A 16,155-nucleotide genomic window follows, 5' to 3' on the forward strand; every position below is an offset into this window, starting at 1 on the left:
ATCAGATCCGTTCGATGATCGTGCCCGTGGCGTGGGCTCCGCCGGCGCACATGGTGATGAGGGCGGTCGACTTGTCGGACCGTTCGAGCTCGTGCACCGCCTGGGTGAGCAGCCGGGCACCGGTGGAGCCCACGGCGTGTCCCAGGGCGATGGCGCCGCCGTTGACGTTGACCCGGTCCATGTCGGCCTTGTGGGCGCGGGCCCAGGCCAGTACGACGGAGGCGAACGCCTCGTTGATCTCGACCAGGTCGATGTCGGAGAGCGACATTCCGGCCCTGCGCAGTACGTGGTCGGTGGCGGCGATGGGCCCGTCGAGGTGGTAGTAGGGGTCGGAGCCGATCAGCCCGGAGGCGATGATGCGGGCGCGGGGGCGCAGTCCGAGCTCCCGGGCGCGCTCGGCGCTCATCAGCAGGACGGCCGCCGCGCCGTCGCTGATCTGCGAGGAGTTGCCTGCGGTGTGGATCCCGTCGGGCACCACGGGGCGCAGTGCGGCCAGCCCGTCGGCGGTGGTCTCCCGCAGCCCCTGGTCCCGGGTGACTTCGGCGGTGCCGCCCGGCGTACCGTCCGGCCCGGGGGCGGGCGCCTGTACGGGGACTATCTGGCTGTCGAAGCGGCCGGCCGCCCAGGCTGCGGCGGCCCTCTGCTGGGACGCCAGGCCGAGGGCGTCGGCGTCGGCGCGGGTGATGCCGTGCTCGCGGGCGATGCGTTCGGCCGCTGTGAACTGGTCGGGCATGTCGAGTGCCCAGTTGTCCGGCGTGGGGGATCCGGTGTCCGGCGTGCGCGCCTGGCCGAGGAAGACGCGGCTCATGGCCTCCACGCCGCAGCCGATCCCGGCGTCGATGGCGCCCGACGCGATCAGTCCTGCCACCAGGTGGACGGCCTGCTGGGAGGAGCCGCAGGCGCAGTCGATGGTGGTGCAGGCGGTGGTGTACGGCAGGCCGTTGTGCAGCCATGCCGTACGGGTGACGTTGTTGGACTGCTCTCCCGCCTGGGTGACACAGCCGCCGATCACCTGTCCCACCTCGTCGGGTGCGATGCCGGCGCGTTCGACGACACCCCGCTGCGCGGCTCCGAGCAGTTCCGCAGGGTGCAGTCCTGACAGGACGCCGCGGCGGCGTCCCACCGGGGTACGCACGGCTTCGACTATGACGGCCTCAGGCATGGGTTCTCCTCGCTGGGTGGCCGCAGGACAGCGGCCATCACAGCAAAACTAGAATGAATTCTCGTTCAGGACAAGAGCGGGACGGGCGAATCTGTCGCAGTGTCAGAAATCCTCGGGCCCGCGCAGGGTGACCTCGGCGCCCCCGTCGACGTACACGACCTGACCGGTCATGTGGGTGTTCTCCGGCGCGATCAGCCAGCCCAGGACGTGTGCCACGGCCTCGGGCGCCGCGTGTCCGTTCAGCGGCATGGGGACGGCCTGGCGAATCACTTCGAGCATCCGCTCGTCGTCGACCAGCGCGGCCGACATCGGCGTCAGCACCACACCGGGGGCCACCGCGTTGAGCGCGATCCCGGCGTCGGCCCAGCCCGGCGCCACACACGTACGCCGGACCCACTGGGCGAGCGCCGCCTTCGTCGAGGGGTAGAGCTTCTGCGCCTCGTCCAGGGCGACCACCTCGTCCGCCCGTGCGAGGGCCGCGGCCTCGTCACCGGCCAGACAGGCGGCCACGGTCCGCGGATCGTTCGGCTGCGTACCGGAGATGGAGCCGACCACTCCGACCCGCGGCTGCTCCGCCGCGGCGAGCTCCGGGCGCAGCGCGGTCACGAGTTCGGTGGTGCCGAAGTAGTTGACGCTGACCATCAGCCGGCCGGGCTTCGCCACCCCGGCGCAGGTGACGAGCGCGTCGAGGACACCGCCGCAGCGTTCCCTGATCCCGGCGGCCGCTTCCCGGCGCCCTTCGGGCGTGGAGAGGTCGGCGCAGACCTCGGCGCCGGCCAGGTCGACACCGATCACCGTGTCCCCGCGTGCGGTGAGCTGGGCGGCGAGGGCGCGGCCGATTCCGGATGCGGCGCCGGTGACGGCGACGTGGCGTGTCATGTGGTTCTCCTTGGTGAGGATGCCGCTGGGTCTCTCGGCAGCGCGAGGCGGTACCGCTTCCCCGGGGCGCTCCCGCGCCGCTCGTGCTGACGGCGGACGTTAGCGGGCGCGGGATCGGCGCACGCGCTTCCTCCCGGTGACCGGGAGGAAGCACCCGCACGCGCCCGTTCCACCGCGCCCCGGTACCACTGAGCGGGACGGGCCCACCGAAGCGGGGCCGGCTGCGGTTCACTGGCCGCGATACGGTTCCGGCCGACGTACAGGCGTACGGGCGCATCGCGACGCACCCGGGCACGGCCAGGGCGGCCCGGGTCGCGGCCCGCTCCGTCCGCTCCGGTCCGGGCCGCCGGCCGCCCCCGTCTCAGACCAGGTTGTCCTCGACCGTGAGGCCGAACACGCCCTTGCCGTACATCGCCAGCGTGCGCGGCGCGTCGTTCGCCACGTGCACGCTGCCCGCGTGGGCGTCCCGCCAGGCGCGTTCGACGGGGTTGCCGCGCTTGAGGGAGTTGCCGCCCGCCGTCTTGAAGAGGATGTCGACCGCTTCCAGTGCCCGCTCGGTGGCGCGCACCTGGTCCCGGCGGGTCCGCAGCCGCAGTTCCATGGGGATCTGGCCGCCGCTCGCCGCGCAGGCGTACAGCTCACCGATGTTGCGGTCCGTCTGGAGGATCGCGGCGTCGATCTCGGAGGCCGCGCGCGCCACCGCGACCTGCGCGAACCCGTCCTCGGTGAAGCGTCCGCCGCCCAGGCTCCGCCGGAGCCGGTCGCTCGTGGCGTCGACGTACGAGCGGTAGCAGCCGGCCACGGCGCCGACGACGGGTGCGGTGATCGTGGACGTGAAGACGGCGCCGAACGGCATCCGGTACAGCGGCCCCGGGTTCACCTGCTGTCCCGGCCCGCGCAGCCTGGAGTGCTCGTAGTTGCGCAGGGTCCGGTGCTCGGGGACGAAGACCTTGTCGGCCACGATGTCGTTGCTCGCGGTGCCGCGCAGCCCGATGACGTCCCAGACGTCGAGGATGCGGTAGTCCGCACGCGGCACCAGGACCGTGAAGAAGTCGACCGGCCTGCCCTCGGCCCCCACCACCAGTGCGCCGAGCAGCGCCCAGGAGGCGTGTGCGCAGCCCGAGGAGAAGCTCCAGCGGCCGCTCAGCTCGTAGCCGCCGTCGACGTGGGTGAGCCGGCCGACCGGGGCGTACGAGGACGAGACCAGGGTGTCGGGGTCCGGGCCCCACACCTCGTCCTGGGCGCGCTCGGGGAAGAGCCCCAGCTGCCAGGCGTGCACACCGAGGACGGAGGCCACCCAGCCGGTCGAGCCGCAGGCGCCGGAGACCTCCCTGACCACCTCGTAGAAGTGTGTGGGGTCGCTCTCGGACCCGCCGTACCGCTTCGGCTGGAACATCCGGAAGAATCCGGCGGCGGTGAGTTCGCCGATGCTCTCGGCGGGGACCGCCCGGTTCTCGTCGGTTGCTCCCGCGCGGGCCGCGATGGCGGGGAGCAGCGGGCGGACCGACTCCAGAACGTCGTTGCTCGCCATGTGTCCTCCCAGGGTGTCGGAACTGCCGGAGCCGATGGTGCGCCGTCCCCGCCGCCCCGCACCCCGGCGGTTCCGGTCAGTGGGACTCGCCGGGCGCCCGCCCGCGGCCCCGGCCTACGTTGCGGCAGGAGGAAACCGGGCTCTCAAGGGATGGGTGAGCATGACCGCAGTGGAGTCTCAGAACGACGTGGTCCGCAGCATCGAGGCCGCGGCGGCGCCGGCCCGCTTTGCCCGTGGCTGGCACTGTCTGGGCCTGGCCGAGAGGTTCAAGGACGGTTCGCCGCACGCGATCCACGCCTTCGGGCAGAAGCTGGTCGTCTTCCGGAGCGGTGACGGCTCGCTGAACGTCCTGGACGCCTACTGCCGGCACATGGGCGGTGACCTGTCGCAGGGCACGGTCAAGGGCGACGCGCTGGCCTGCCCGTTCCACGACTGGCGCTGGGGCGGTGACGGCCGCTGCCGGCAGATCCCCTACAGCCGCCGGGTCCCGCTCAGGGCGCGCACGGCCGCCTGGATCACCATGGAACAGGACGGTCTGCTGTTCCTCTGGAACGACCCGGAGGGCAATCCCCCGCCGCCGGACGTGACGATCCCGCGGATGGAGGGGGCGGGCCGCGACGACTGGACCGACTGGCTCTGGAGCGAGATCACCGTCGAGGCCAACTGCCGTGAAGTCGTCGACAACGTGGTGGACATGGCGCACTTCTTCTATGTGCACTACTCCTTCCCGACCTACTTCAAGAACGTCTTCGAAGGGAACGTCGCCACCCAGTTCCAGAAGGGCGTCGGCCGCGAGGACATGCGCCCCCAGGCCACCGGGGACGAGCCGAAGCTCCTCGGGAACACCTCGGTCGCGTCGTACCACGGTCCGTCGTTCATGATCGACGAGCTGACGTACCACTACGACAGCACGGACCTCAACTCCATCCTCATCAACTGCCACTACCCCGTGGACGAGAACTCCTTCGTGCTCCAGTACGGCGTGATGGTGCAGCGCGGCGACGCCCTGGAAGGCAGCGCGGCGGACGAACTGGCGGCGAAGATGGCCGACTTCATCAAGCTCGGCTTCGAGCAGGACGTGGCCATCTGGAAGAACAAGACCCGGATCGACAATCCGCTGCTGTGCGAGGAGGACGGCCCGGTCTACCAACTGCGCCGCTGGTACGAGCAGTTCTACGTGGATGTCGCCGACGTCCGGCCCGACATGGTGGAGCGCTACGAGTTCGAGCTCGACACGGACCGGCCCATCGAGGCATGGCGCCAGGAGGTCGAGGAGAACCTCGCGCGCAAGGCCGCCGAGGGCGCAGGATCCGAAGACGCCGAAACCGAAAACGCCGCCGCCGAGGCCGCCGGAACCGGGACCACCCGCACCGGGTCGCCGCGGTGACGCGGCAGGACAACCGGCTGCTGGACGCACCCATGCGGCCGGTGGTGTGCGAGCGGTGCGCGGCCACCGTGCTGGTCCGCAAGGGGAGTTGGCACCAGACCAGCATCCAGTGGGACGGCGCGGCCATGGACGCGTGCGAGGAGAGGCGGTCGACCGTGACGGTCGACGGTGAACGGAGCGGCACCCGGCTCGAAACCTGCGGCCGGCTGCGTGACACGGTCCGCCGGGCCGCGCTGGACGGCGTCATCGACGTACCGGACCCGGGGGCCGGCGACCAGGAGGACACACTGTGAGCGGCACCAACGACACCCGCACCACCCGCGCCCGGACCGTCGACAGCCGTACCTACGGGCCGTGGGCGGTCGTCGCGGGCGGCTCGGAGGGGGTGGGCGCCGCCTTCGCCCACCAGTTGGCCGACGCCGGTATCAATCTGGTGCTGATCGCCCGGAAGCCCGCACCGCTCCAGGAGACGGCGGAGCAGGTACGCGCGAAGGGGGTCGAGGTCCGCACCCTCGAACTCGACCTGCTCGACCCCGGAGCGCTGGCGGCCGTACGCGAGGCCACCGACGGCCTGGAGGTCGGGCTGCTGGTCTTCAACGCGGGCGCGAACAGTTACGGCCATGAGTTCGTCACCGGCGATCTCGACGGCGTACAGGGTGTCATCGACCTCAACATCACCGCGCAGCTCCGGCTGACCCACCACTTCGGCGCGCTGATGAAGGAGCGCCGCCGCGGCGGAATCCTCCTGGTCGGCTCGCTCGCCGGCTATCTGGGCCAGGCTCACATGAGCATCTACTCGGCGGCGAAGGCGTTCAGCAGGATCTTCGCCGAAGGGCTGTGGCTGGAGCTCGGGGAGTACGACGTCCAGGTGCTGGAGCTGGTGCTCGGCGTCACCCGGACCCCCGCCATGGTCCGGGCCGGCCTCGACTTCACCCTCCCGGGCCTCCGGGTCGCCGAGCCGGACGACGTGGCACGCGAGGGGCTCGCCCATCTCCACGAGGGGCCGGTGTGGATCGCGGGCGGCAACGAGGAGACCGCGGCGCGGCGCGGCGGGCCCGACCGGGCCGCGCTGGCGGCCGGCGCGCACGAGGCGTCCAAGCGGCTGCTGCGCCGCACCTGAGCACCGTCACACCACCGCCTCCTCCTCAACGAAAGGTGCGCCGATGCGCATCGGCATTGTCAGCCCCGTCGTGACCCAGGTCCCCGGCGGGCACGCGGAGTGGGAACGCTCCGCGGGCATCGAGGAACTCGCCCGCGTCGCGCGCGCCGCGGACGCTCTGGGCTTCCACCACCTCACCTGCAGCGAGCATGTCGCCGTCCCGGCCGATGTCGCCGTACAGCGGGGCGGGACCTACTGGGATCCGCTGGCGACCCTCGGCCATCTCTCCGCGGTCACCGAGCGGATCCGGCTGGCGACGCAGGTACTCGTGCTCGGCTACCACCACCCGCTGGAGATCGCCAAGCGCTACGGCACACTCGACCGGATCAGCGGCGGCAGGCTCGTCCTCGGGCTCGGTGTGGGCAGCCTGGAGGAGGAATTCGCCCTGCTGGACGCCCCGTTCGAGGAGCGCGGGGCGCGCGCGGACGACGCGCTCGCGGCGCTGCGCGCCTCGCTGTCCCGGCGCGAACCCGCGTACCACGGCGCCTTCTACGACTTCGATGGCTTCGTCGTCGAACCGCACGCCGTGCAGGACCGGGTCCCCCTGTGGATCGGCGGGCGCACCCCGCGCTCGCTGCGCCGGGCCGTGACGTACGGCCAGGGATGGGTGCCCTTCGGGCTGCCGGTGGACCGGCTGGCGGAGATGCTGGGCGGCAGGGAACTCCCCGAGGATTTCGACGTGGTGCTGTCCGCGGGGCGCGTCGATCCGTCCGGGGCCCCGGAGGCCGCCGTACGGGCGGTGCGGCGGGTGCGGGAGGCCGGAGCCACCGTGGTGAGCGTCGGCATCGACGCGCGGTCGGCCGCGCACTACTGCGAGCAGCTGGAAGCCCTGTGGGCACTGACCGGGAAGACCGACTGACCGCCCCAGGAGCAGGAGACAGACATGGACGACACCGCGCGGCGGATCGCCGCCCTGGAGGCACGCCTCGCCCTGCTGGAGGACGAACGGGAGATCGCCCGGCTGATCGCTTCGTACGGGCCACTGATCGACAGTGCGGAAGCCGAAGCCGTCGCGGCCCTCTGGGAGCCGGACGGTGTGTACGACGTCGACGAACTGCTGATGACGGGCCGCACCGAGATCGCCGCGATGGTCGGCTCCGAACGGCACGGACAGTGGGTCTCCGGCGGCTGCGCGCATGTCGTGGGACCGCCCCGTGTGACGGTGACGGGCGACGAGGCGGTGGCGGTCTGCCATTCGCTGATGGTCGTACACGACGCGAGCGGCTTCACCGTACGCCGGGCCACCGCCAACCACTGGCGGCTGCGCCGGAGTCAGGACGGGTGGCAGGTGACGTACCGGACCAACCGCGTACTGGACGGACGGCAGGAGTCACCCCGGCTGCTCGCGTCGGGCTTCGGCTCCGGGACGTGAAGTGAATTGACGTGAAGTGACGTGAAGTGACGGAGACGACCGGATCCGGCGGACCGTAACCACCCGAACGTAAGCGCCCGGCCGCCCGTGGAGCCCGTGGCGTCGTCAGTCGTCGTCACCGGTCGTCGTCACCGAGCGACATGCCCCGGAGCAGCAGGGTGCAGGCGAGGCGCAGATCGGCCTCCGCGTCCGGCATGGAGATACGGCCGTTGAGGCTGGACTGCAGGATGCCGAACCAGACCTGGAGCAGCAGCCGTACGACGGCGAGATCGTCGGCGGTCGGCCTGTCGACCCCGGCCGCGGCGAGCAGCACCGTACGGAAGGTGGAGTCGATCCGGGCGACATCGGTCACGACGGCCGCGTTGGCCGCGTTCGACGACTGGATCATGGCCTTCGCCAGGGCCGGCTTGCTCAGCAGTGACCGGTTGGCGCGGACGAGCACCCCGAAGACCCGTTCAGCGGCGTCCGCCGTGCTGGGGGGACGCCTGGCGATGCCCTCGCTCATCCGGTCGACCTGGTCCGCCATCACACCCACGAACAGATGGATCTTGGACGGGAAGTAGCGGTAGAGGGTCCCGATCGCGACCCCGGCCCGCTTGGCCACCTCGTGCATCTGGACGCGGTCGAGGTCCTTCTCGGTGGCGAGCTCCTCGGCGGCCTCCAGGATCCGGACATGGCGGGCCCGCTGCTCGACCGAGCTCGGTTCGACCGCGGCTCTGCCCGCTGCGACTCTGGGCACCATTCCTCCACCGTGTCATGGTCCGACCGGCCGAGGATACCCAGCCGGGCCGCACCGGGCCCACCTGCCTCTCCGCCCGGCTCCCGGGCGGAGCGCTCACCGCGCGGGCGGCGGATGCGAAAGACCGCTCAGCAGCATCCGGCAGCCGAGCCGCAGATCGGACTCCACCTCGGGCATCGAGATCCGCCCCTGGAGCCCCGACTGGAGTACGCCGTACCAGAGTTGGAGCAGCAGCCGCAGCCGCGCCTGGTCCCCGGGCGTGGGGTGTTCCAGGCCGATGACGTCCAGGAGGACGGTGCGGATGCCGCCGTCGGTGGCCGCGGCTTCGGGCACTTTGGCCACCTCCGCGTTGTTGGCGGACGTGAGCATGGCGGTCGCCAGCGCCGGGCGGCGCAGCAGCGCCCTGCTGGCCTGCTGGAGTACGGCGAACGCGGCATCGCAGGGCGGCAGCCCCGGGGTCGGCCGGCGCCGGCCGAAGGTGTCGCCGAGACGGTCGATCTGGTCGGCCAGTACGCCGACGAACAGATGCGTCTTGGACGGGAAGTAGCGGTACAGGGTCCCGATCGCCACGCCTGCCTGTTTGGCCACCTCATGCATCTGCACGCGGTCGAGCCCGTGGAGTGAGGCGAGGTGGGCGGCGGCCTCCAGCAGCCGCAGCCGCCGGGCCTGCTGGCCCGGCGAGCTGGGCTCCGCGGCCGCCCGGTTCTCGGCAACTCTGGGCACCGGCTTCCCCGTTCGTCGGCTTTCGGCGTGATGGACCAGGTCTGGGTCAGTGCGCGGACATCGCCGCCCGCGACACTGGCTGCCCCCAGCCGACACCAGATCGGCCCGCTGTGCGGGTTTCCTTCCGGTGAGTGGGACAGCGGGCGGGCCTGTGACCCGTTCTGCGGTTGATTCGTGCGGGCAGGAATCCGTCCCTCGCCGGACACTCCGGCGCGTGGCGAACAGGCACACAGGGAGAGCAGGCACTCATGGAGGAGGAGCGGTGAGCGGAACCCCGCAGGACCTGGAGACGGAGTGCGACGTACTGGTGGTGGGATCCGGTGCGGGCGCGCTCACCGGCGCGTACGCGGCCGCGGCCGGAGGGCTCGATACGACGGTGATCGAACGCACCGCGCTGTTCGGCGGCACCTCCGCCTACTCGGGCGCGGCCTGCTGGCTCCCCGGCAGCCGTGTGCAGTCCAGGGCCGGGGCCGGCGACTCCACGGAGCTGGCCCGTGCCTACCTGCGGGCGCTGCTCGGTGAGGAGACGGCCGACCGGCAGGACGTCTTCGTCGCATACGCCCCGGCCGTGGTCGACCTCCTGGAGCAGAACCCTGACATCGCCTTCGCCTGGCAGGCGTTCCCGGACTACTTCGCGGCGCCGGGCCGGCTCGACCGGGGGCGTTCGATCGTCCCCGTCGACCTGCCCGCCGAAGCCCTGGGCGAGCTGCTCCCGCTGGTACGGCCGGCCGTCGACCGGGACCGGGCGGGCCTGGGCCAGCCCGGTACGCCGCTGACAGCGGGCCGCGCCCTGATCGGCCGGCTGCTGCTGGCCCTGAACGGCACCGGCCGGACCACGCTCAGGACCCGTACCTCGCTGCGGAGCCTGGTCGTGGAGGACGGCCGGGTCGTCGGTGTGCGCGCGGAGAGCGACGGCCGGACGGTCACTCTCCGGGCCCGTCGCGGGGTCCTGCTGGCGGCGGGCGGCTTCGAACGTGACGCGGCGATGCGCACCGAGGAGGGCGTACCGGGTGACGCCTCCTGGAGCATGGCGCCCAGCGGCAGCAACACCGGCGATCCCATCCGGGCGGCGGTCGCCGCCGGGGCCGCGACCGCGCTGATGGACGAGGGGTGGTTCTGCCCCGCCGCCGAGGGCCCGGACGGCGCGGTGTCGTTCGTCCTGGGGTTGCGCGGCGGACTGTTCACGGATGCGTCGGGAGCGCGGTTCGCCAACGAGTCGCTGCCCTACGACCGGATGGGCCGCGCCATGGCCGCCGATCCGGCCGGCCGCATACCGGCCCACTTCGTCTTCGACTCCCGTGAGGAGGGGGCGCTGCCCGCGATCGCCGTCCCCGGTCTCGATCCGCGCGCCTGTCTGGAGTCCGGGGTGTGGGTCAGGGCCGATACGGTCGACGAGCTGGCGCACCGTATCGGCGTCCCGGCCGCCGCGCTGGGGCGGACCGTGGAGGAGTTCAACGCCAGTGCACGGTCCGGCACCGACCAGGCGTTCCACCGCGGCGAGGACCCCTACGACCTGTTCTTCACCGGTCCCGCTGCGGACGGTGTGCCCAATCCGTGCCTGCGGCCGCTGGACCGGCCGCCCTACTACGCCGCCCGGATCGTCCTCGGTGACCTGGGCACCAAGGGCGGGCTGCGCACCGACACGGACGCCCGGGTGCTGCGCGCGGACGGTTCGCCGATCGAGGGTCTGTACGCGGCGGGCAACACCGCCGCCTCGCTCAGCGGCAGCGTGTACCCGGGCCCCGGCATCCCGCTCGGCACCGCGATGACCTTCGCCGCCCTCGCGGTGCGGCATCTGTCCGGCGGCGTGTGACCGTACGCTCCGTCCGGCCGCCCGGTAGTGCGGGGGGGGGCGGACGCACCACTACGAGGCCGGGCGTGATCGCACCGGCCTCGTAGTGAGGGGCCCAGGGGCCCGAGTCGTGATGGGCCCAGCTGCCCGAACAGGGGTGGGCCGGGGGTCCGGTTGCTCAGGACCGCGGCGCGAAGGCCGCGAGCGGCTCGGTGCCCGACCAGTCGTGGCCCCAGTAGCTGTCGGCCGTGATCTCCTCGGCCGTGTAGTGGGCCTCGTCGACGAGCAGGCCGTCGGTGCCGTACTCGATGTCCCAGCCGCCCGGCGCCCGCACGTAGAAGGACACCATCTTGTCGTTGGTGTGCCGGCCGAGTGTCGAGGAGAGCGAGAAGCCGTGCTGGTGCACCCGGTCGAGCGCGATCCCCACGGCGTCCAGGCTGTCCACCTCGACCATCAGATGCACCATGCCGGGCGCCTCACCGTGCGGGGCGGGCACGACCGCGAGGCTGTGGTGGCGCTCGTTGACCCCCATGAAGCGCACCCGGCGCACCGGCCCCGCCGCGCCGGGACCGCCGAGCCGCATCGCGCCCCGCGGCAGGAAACCCAGCACCTCGGTGTAGAAGGCGAGCGTCTCCTCCATCCGGGTCGTGGGCAGCACCACATGTCCCATACCTGCTCCGGCGGTGACGAACCGCTGGCCGGTGCCGGTCAGCAGCGGACTGTGGTCGAGGATCGGGGCGAAGAAGACTTCGAGCGGGGTGCCGCCCGGATCGCTGAAGGCGATCGCCTCCTCCACTCCGCGTTCCGCCGCCTCATCGGCGGAGAGCTGACGGACCGCCGTACCTGACTTCTCGACGGCCTGCCGGACCCGCGCGAGCGCGAACTGGTCGCGCACCTCCCAGCCCACGGCCTCCACCCGGTCGGTGCCCCCCGGCAGCACGGTCAGCCGTGCCCTGCGCTCGTCCATGCGCAGATACAGCGCTTCGGGGACGGGCCCCGACCCCGGGGCGAACCCGAGTGCCTCGACGGCGAGTTCACGCCAGCGGTCGAGGTGTCGGGTACGGACCGTGAGATATCCCAGTGCGAGGACATCCGCCATCTGTCTCAGCTCCATCGTCAGGTCTGGCCGGGTCCGGTCGGCCCGGCTCGGTCGGGGGTGCGGTACGGCATGGGCTCAGATCATCGAGCGCATCGGCCCCTGCGGAGGTTCGATACCGAGGTCGGTGAGCGCCGAGGCGTGGAACACCGAGCCGGGTACGTGGATGGCGTGGGCGAGACCGGTGTGCGCGTCGCGCCAGAAGCGCTGCACCGGGTTGTCCATCCGCATGGCGTTGCCGCCGGAGCGCGCGACGATCTCGTCCATCGCTCGGACCGCGCGCCAGGCGGCCTGGACCTGGGTGCGCCGGCCCACCGCCCGCTGCCCGAAGGTCACTTCACGGCCGGACGCGACGATGTCGTACATCCGGGAGAGATTGTCGAGCAGGGCCGCACGGGCGGCGGCGATCTCCGCCGCGGCCTCGCTGAGCGCGTACAGGGCGTGCGGGTCGTCCTTGATTTTGGTGCCGGCCACCGTGGTCCGGTGCCGCTGGTAGTCCACATGGTGCGCGAGCGCGCCCTCGGTGATGCCGATGACCGCCGATGTGATGCCCAGTGGGAAGGCGCAGGAGAACGGCAGCCGGTAGGCGGGGTTGGTGAGGCCGGCCTCACGGGCGGCGGTGCCGTCGACCACCTTGTTGTACGGGATGACACGGTGCTCGGGGACGAAGGCGTCGGTGACGACGATGTCCTTGCTGCCCGTGCCGCGCAGCCCGACGACGTCCCACGAGTCGTCGACGATCCGGTAGTCCGAGCGGGGCAGGATCAGGTGCAGGGACTGCGGGGGCGATACGCGTTCGCCGTCGGCGTCCGCCAGGAAGCCGCCCAGGAAGATCCACCGGCAGTGGTCCGTACCGGACGAGAACTGCCAGTGCCCGCTGAAGAGATAGCCGCCGTCGACCGGCCTGGCCAGGCCCATCGGGGCATAGGGCGAGGCGATCCAGGTGTCCTGGTCATCGCCCCAGACCTCCTCCTGGACCTTCGGATCGGCGAAGGCCATCTCCCACGGGTGCACCCCCACCACACCGCTGACCCAGCCGGTGGCGCCGTCCAGCGCCGCGATGCCCATCACGGTCTCGGCGAACTCTCTCGGATGCGCCTCCAAGCCCCCGTGTGTCTTCGGCTGGAGCATCCGCATGGTTCCCGCTTCGCGGAGCAGCGCGGCCGTCCGGTCGGTGAGGCTGCCCCTGGCCTCGTTGTCCGGGCCCAGCTCGCGGAGCTCATCGGCCCTGGCCACGATCTTGTCGAGTACGGTGTCCGCCATCTCTTCCTCTTTCGTCTGCTGCGCCGCGCCACTGCGGGGCAGGGCTTCTCAGGCGCCGACGGCGGCCTCGTTCTTCGGCTTGCTCTGCGGCTTGCTCTGCGCCTCGTTGTTCGCCTCGTGCTTCGCCGCCAGACCGACGGCGATCTCGATCAGCTGGTCCTCCTGGCCGCCCACCAGGTCCCGCCGTCCGGCCTCGATGAGGATCTCCGCGCCGGACACCCCGTAGCGCCGGGCCTGCCGGTCCGCGTGCTTGAGGAAGCTGGAGTACACACCGGCGTAACCCATGGTCAGCGAGAGCCGGTCGAGCAGGCACTCGCCGTCCATCACCGGGCGGACCACGTCCTCCGCCGCGTCGATGATCTTCAGCGTGTCGATGCCGGTACGGATGCCGAGCTTCTCCGTCACCGCGGCGAAGCCCTCGACGGGGGTGTTGCCCGCTCCGGCCCCGAAGCGCCGCGTCGAGCCGTCGATCTGGAGGGCCCCGGCCCGTACGGCGAGTACGGAGTTGGCGACACCCAGGCCGAGGTTCTCGTGCCCGTGGAACCCCACTTGCGCGTCGTCACCGAGTTCGGCGACGAGGGCCGCCACGCGGTCGCTGGTCTGCTCCATGATGAGCGCGCCCGCCGAGTCCACGATGTACACGCACTGGCAGCCCGCGTCGGCCATGATGCGGGCCTGGGCCGCCAGGGCCTCGGGCGGGCTGCTGTGCGACATCATCAGGAAACCGACGGTCTCCAGGCCGAGTTCGCGGGCCAGTCCGAAGTGCTGGACGGAGATGTCCGCCTCGGTGCAGTGGGTGGCGATACGGCAGATGGCGGCGCCGTTGTCGGCCGCGCGCCGGATGTCGTCCCGTACGCCGAGCCCCGGCAGCATGAGAAAGGCGATCCGGGCCCGGGTGGCGGTCTCCACCGCGGCCTTGATCAGTTCCTGCTCGGGGGTGTGGCTGAAGCCGTAGTTGAAGGACGAGCCGCCGAGTCCGTCGCCGTGGGTGACCTCGATGACGGGCACTCCGGCGTCGTCCAGGGCGGCCACGATGGAGCGGACGTGCTCGACGGTGAACTGGTGCTGCTTCGCGTGCGAGCCGTCCCGCAGCGAGGAGTCGGTGACCCGGATGTCCAGGTCTGCGCTGTAGGGCATGTGCAGGTGTCTCCCTCGGAGGAATGCGGGCGGGTGGGGACGCGCGTGGGGGCCGGCCTGCCGGGATGTGGCACGGTCAGGCACGGGCGGCGGTGATCCGCCGGGCGAAGCCCTCGCCGACCCTGGTGGCCGCGGCGGTCATGATGTCGAGGTTCCCCGAGTAGGGCGGCAGGAAGTCACCGGCACCCTCCACCTCCAGGAAGACCGCCACCCGGGCGAGCCCGCCGTTGCCGGGGCCCGCGTCGTCGAACTGCGGCTCGGCGCGCAGCCGGTAGCCGGGTACGTACGCGGCGACGTCGGCGACCATCCGGTGGATGGAGGCGGCGACGGCCGTACGGTCGGCGTCGTCGGGGAGCGAGCAGAACACGGTGTCCCGCATCAGCATGGGCGGCTCGGCCGGGTTGAGGATGATGATGGCCTTGCCCTTGCGGGCGCCGCCGATCCGCTCGATGCCCCGGCTGGTGGCATGGGTGAACTCGTCGATGTTCTGCCGGGTGCCCGGCCCCGCCGACGGTGAGGCGACGGAGGCCACGATCTCGGCGTACGCCACGTCGGTCACCCGGGACACGGCGTGGACGACGGGGATGGTCGCCTGGCCTCCGCAGGTGATGAGGCTGACGTTCGGGGCATCCAGGTGCTCGCCCTGGTTCACCGCAGGTACGACCGCGGGGCCCAGGGCCGCCGGTGTCAGGTCGACGGCCTGGATGCCCAGTTCGGCGTAGCGCGGGGCGTTGACCCGGTGCACATGGGCGGAGGTCGCCTCGAAGACGATGTCGGGGAGTTCGTCCTGCGACAGCAGCGGGTCCACCCCGGCCGATCCGGTCGTCAGGCCGTGGTCGGCGGCGCGCTTCAGCCCGGGGCTGTCCGGGTCGACCCCGATCATCCAGCGGGGCTCGATCGCTTCCGAGCGGAGCAACTTGTACATCAGATCGGTGCCGATGTTCCCGGAACCGACGATGGCTGCACTGGCCTTGGTCACTTCTCTCGCCTCACTGGGACTCGCCTCACTGGAAGGTGACGGACACGGAGCCGAGTCCGCCGAACTCGGCCTGGAAGACATCGCCGGGCCGGACGTCGATCGCCCGGGTGCACGAGCCGGGCAGGACGACCTGTCCGGCCTCCAGCCGTACCCCGAAGGCGGCGACCTTGCGGGCCAGCCAGGCGACGGCGTTGGTCGGATCGCCCAGCACCGCACGGGTGTTGCCGCGGGCGACCTCCCGGCCGCCCCGGCGCAGGACGGCCGGTACGTCCGTGAGATCCAGGTCCGCGGGGCGGACCCGGGCCGCACCGAGCACCAGGCCCGCCGACGACGCGTTGTCGGCGACGGTGTCGGGCAGCGCGATCCGCCAGTCCTTGATCCTGCTGTCGATCAGCTCGATGGCCGGTACGACGTACTCCGTCGCGGCGAGCACGTCGGCCGGCGTGCAGCCCTCGCCCGGCAGGGCTGCGCCCAGCACGAACCCGGCCTCGACCTCGACCCGGGGGAAGCAGTAGTCGGCGGCCGGTACGGGGACGTCCTCGGAGAGCTCCATGTCGGAGAGCAGATGGCCGTAGTCCGGCTCGTCCACCCCCATCATCTGCTGCATGGCTTCCGACGAGAGACCCACTTTGTGACCGCGCACCGTGGCGCCCTGGGCGACCTGTCTGCGGATGTTCGTCAGCTGGATCTCGTAGGCGTCGACCACGTCGATGCCGGGGTAGCCGTCCGTCAGCGGTGAGACCGGGGTACGGTCCCGGCGCGCCGCCCACAACAGATCTGCGGCTTCGGCACGTTGCGCCGCGTCGAGCATCGGGACCTCCTGGAACAGGATCGGGAAGGGAACAGGAACGGGAAGAGGGCGCGGATCCGGGCGGGCCGGCCGGCCGGTTACCGGAAAGGTTCCAGGCCGCGCGCGGTGAGCGGGAGCACGCTCCC

Annotated in this window: 16 protein-coding genes; 6 read left to right on the top strand and 10 right to left on the bottom strand. The window is 71.8% G+C overall.

Annotated elements, in window-relative coordinates; genetic code table 11:
* Position 1: 1 nt before the first annotated feature.
* From OG510_RS02700 to hsaA, 3 genes are all read right to left on the bottom strand, one after another.
* Positions 2 to 1,162: a steroid 3-ketoacyl-CoA thiolase gene (locus OG510_RS02700; RefSeq protein WP_406135019.1), complete on the bottom strand. Its 1,161-nt coding sequence runs from the start codon at positions 1,160 to 1,162 to the stop codon at positions 2 to 4.
* 102 nt (positions 1,163 to 1,264) lie between these two features.
* Positions 1,265 to 2,041 carry an SDR family oxidoreductase gene (locus OG510_RS02705; RefSeq protein ID WP_406135020.1) on the bottom strand — a complete coding sequence of 259 codons (777 nt, stop codon included), beginning with the start codon at positions 2,039 to 2,041 and terminating at the stop codon, positions 1,265 to 1,267.
* Positions 2,042 to 2,402: 361 nt separating this feature from the next.
* Positions 2,403 to 3,572 carry a 3-hydroxy-9,10-secoandrosta-1,3,5(10)-triene-9,17-dione monooxygenase oxygenase subunit gene (gene hsaA, locus OG510_RS02710; RefSeq protein WP_406135021.1) on the bottom strand — a complete coding sequence of 390 codons (1,170 nt, stop codon included), beginning with the start codon at positions 3,570 to 3,572 and terminating at the stop codon, positions 2,403 to 2,405.
* Between the two features lie 160 nt (positions 3,573 to 3,732).
* Between hsaA and OG510_RS02715 the strand changes: the two genes are divergently transcribed.
* The 5 genes from OG510_RS02715 to OG510_RS02735 are packed head-to-tail and all read left to right on the top strand — an operon-like array spanning position 3,733 to position 7,490.
* Positions 3,733 to 4,959, top strand: coding sequence for a Rieske 2Fe-2S domain-containing protein (locus tag OG510_RS02715; RefSeq protein WP_406135022.1), 1,227 nt, complete (start codon positions 3,733 to 3,735; stop codon positions 4,957 to 4,959).
* Positions 4,956 to 5,252, top strand: coding sequence for a ferredoxin (locus tag OG510_RS02720; protein ID WP_406135023.1), 297 nt, complete (start codon positions 4,956 to 4,958; stop codon positions 5,250 to 5,252). The genes OG510_RS02715 and OG510_RS02720 overlap by 4 nt, the downstream gene beginning before the upstream one ends.
* Positions 5,249 to 6,079, top strand: coding sequence for an SDR family NAD(P)-dependent oxidoreductase (locus OG510_RS02725; RefSeq protein WP_406135024.1), 831 nt, complete (start codon positions 5,249 to 5,251; stop codon positions 6,077 to 6,079). The genes OG510_RS02720 and OG510_RS02725 overlap by 4 nt, the downstream gene beginning before the upstream one ends.
* A gap of 43 nt (positions 6,080 to 6,122) precedes the next feature.
* On the top strand, positions 6,123 to 6,977 hold the full coding sequence (locus tag OG510_RS02730; protein WP_406135025.1) for a TIGR03619 family F420-dependent LLM class oxidoreductase: 855 nt from the start codon (positions 6,123 to 6,125) through the stop codon (positions 6,975 to 6,977).
* Between the two features lie 24 nt (positions 6,978 to 7,001).
* Entirely contained in the window at positions 7,002 to 7,490 is a 489-nt protein-coding gene (locus tag OG510_RS02735) for a nuclear transport factor 2 family protein (protein WP_406135026.1), read from the top strand.
* A 115-nt stretch (positions 7,491 to 7,605) separates the two neighbouring features.
* Here the strand turns inward: OG510_RS02735 and OG510_RS02740 are convergent, their stop codons facing one another.
* Entirely contained in the window at positions 7,606 to 8,232 is a 627-nt protein-coding gene (locus OG510_RS02740; protein WP_406135027.1) for a TetR family transcriptional regulator, read from the bottom strand.
* 93 nt (positions 8,233 to 8,325) lie between these two features.
* Complete coding sequence (locus tag OG510_RS02745) at positions 8,326 to 8,952, bottom strand: TetR family transcriptional regulator (protein WP_406135028.1); 627 nt, start codon at positions 8,950 to 8,952, stop codon at positions 8,326 to 8,328.
* Positions 8,953 to 9,214: 262 nt separating this feature from the next.
* Between OG510_RS02745 and OG510_RS02750 the strand changes: the two genes are divergently transcribed.
* The gene (locus tag OG510_RS02750; protein ID WP_406135029.1) at positions 9,215 to 10,765 is read left to right on the top strand and encodes an FAD-dependent oxidoreductase; all 1,551 of its coding nucleotides are present in this window, start codon (positions 9,215 to 9,217) and stop codon (positions 10,763 to 10,765) included.
* 157 nt (positions 10,766 to 10,922) lie between these two features.
* On the opposite strand, the gene OG510_RS02755 is transcribed toward OG510_RS02750, so the two are convergent.
* From OG510_RS02755 to OG510_RS02775, 5 genes are all read right to left on the bottom strand, one after another.
* Complete coding sequence (locus OG510_RS02755; RefSeq protein ID WP_406135030.1) at positions 10,923 to 11,843, bottom strand: VOC family protein; 921 nt, start codon at positions 11,841 to 11,843, stop codon at positions 10,923 to 10,925.
* 75 nt (positions 11,844 to 11,918) lie between these two features.
* Positions 11,919 to 13,103: an acyl-CoA dehydrogenase family protein gene (locus OG510_RS02760; protein ID WP_406135031.1), complete on the bottom strand. Its 1,185-nt coding sequence runs from the start codon at positions 13,101 to 13,103 to the stop codon at positions 11,919 to 11,921.
* A 48-nt stretch (positions 13,104 to 13,151) separates the two neighbouring features.
* The gene (dmpG, locus tag OG510_RS02765) at positions 13,152 to 14,240 is read right to left on the bottom strand and encodes a 4-hydroxy-2-oxovalerate aldolase (RefSeq protein ID WP_406135032.1); all 1,089 of its coding nucleotides are present in this window, start codon (positions 14,238 to 14,240) and stop codon (positions 13,152 to 13,154) included.
* A gap of 76 nt (positions 14,241 to 14,316) precedes the next feature.
* Positions 14,317 to 15,219: an acetaldehyde dehydrogenase (acetylating) gene (locus OG510_RS02770; protein ID WP_406135033.1), complete on the bottom strand. Its 903-nt coding sequence runs from the start codon at positions 15,217 to 15,219 to the stop codon at positions 14,317 to 14,319.
* Positions 15,220 to 15,244: 25 nt separating this feature from the next.
* Entirely contained in the window at positions 15,245 to 16,030 is a 786-nt protein-coding gene (locus OG510_RS02775; RefSeq protein WP_406135034.1) for a 2-keto-4-pentenoate hydratase, read from the bottom strand.
* Positions 16,031 to 16,155: the final 125 nt, after the last annotated feature.

It is taken from the genome of Streptomyces sp. NBC_01089 (genome assembly GCF_045162975.1).
Lineage (GTDB): Bacteria > Actinomycetota > Actinomycetes > Streptomycetales > Streptomycetaceae > Streptomyces.

Coding starts and splice junctions, on each gene's coding strand:
- OG510_RS02705 (WP_406135020.1), bottom strand. CDS start 2,041: ATGACACGCCACGTCGCCGTCACCGGCGCCGCATCCGGAATCGGCCGC.
- OG510_RS02775 (WP_406135034.1), bottom strand. CDS start 16,030: ATGCTCGACGCGGCGCAACGTGCCGAAGCCGCAGATCTGTTGTGGGCG.
- OG510_RS02730 (WP_406135025.1), top strand. CDS start 6,123: ATGCGCATCGGCATTGTCAGCCCCGTCGTGACCCAGGTCCCCGGCGGG.
- OG510_RS02755 (WP_406135030.1), bottom strand. CDS start 11,843: ATGGCGGATGTCCTCGCACTGGGATATCTCACGGTCCGTACCCGACAC.
- hsaA (WP_406135021.1), bottom strand. CDS start 3,572: ATGGCGAGCAACGACGTTCTGGAGTCGGTCCGCCCGCTGCTCCCCGCC.
- OG510_RS02740 (WP_406135027.1), bottom strand. CDS start 8,232: ATGGTGCCCAGAGTCGCAGCGGGCAGAGCCGCGGTCGAACCGAGCTCG.
- OG510_RS02715 (WP_406135022.1), top strand. CDS start 3,733: ATGACCGCAGTGGAGTCTCAGAACGACGTGGTCCGCAGCATCGAGGCC.
- OG510_RS02700 (WP_406135019.1), bottom strand. CDS start 1,162: ATGCCTGAGGCCGTCATAGTCGAAGCCGTGCGTACCCCGGTGGGACGC.
- dmpG (WP_406135032.1), bottom strand. CDS start 14,240: ATGCCCTACAGCGCAGACCTGGACATCCGGGTCACCGACTCCTCGCTG.
- OG510_RS02735 (WP_406135026.1), top strand. CDS start 7,002: ATGGACGACACCGCGCGGCGGATCGCCGCCCTGGAGGCACGCCTCGCC.
- OG510_RS02760 (WP_406135031.1), bottom strand. CDS start 13,103: ATGGCGGACACCGTACTCGACAAGATCGTGGCCAGGGCCGATGAGCTC.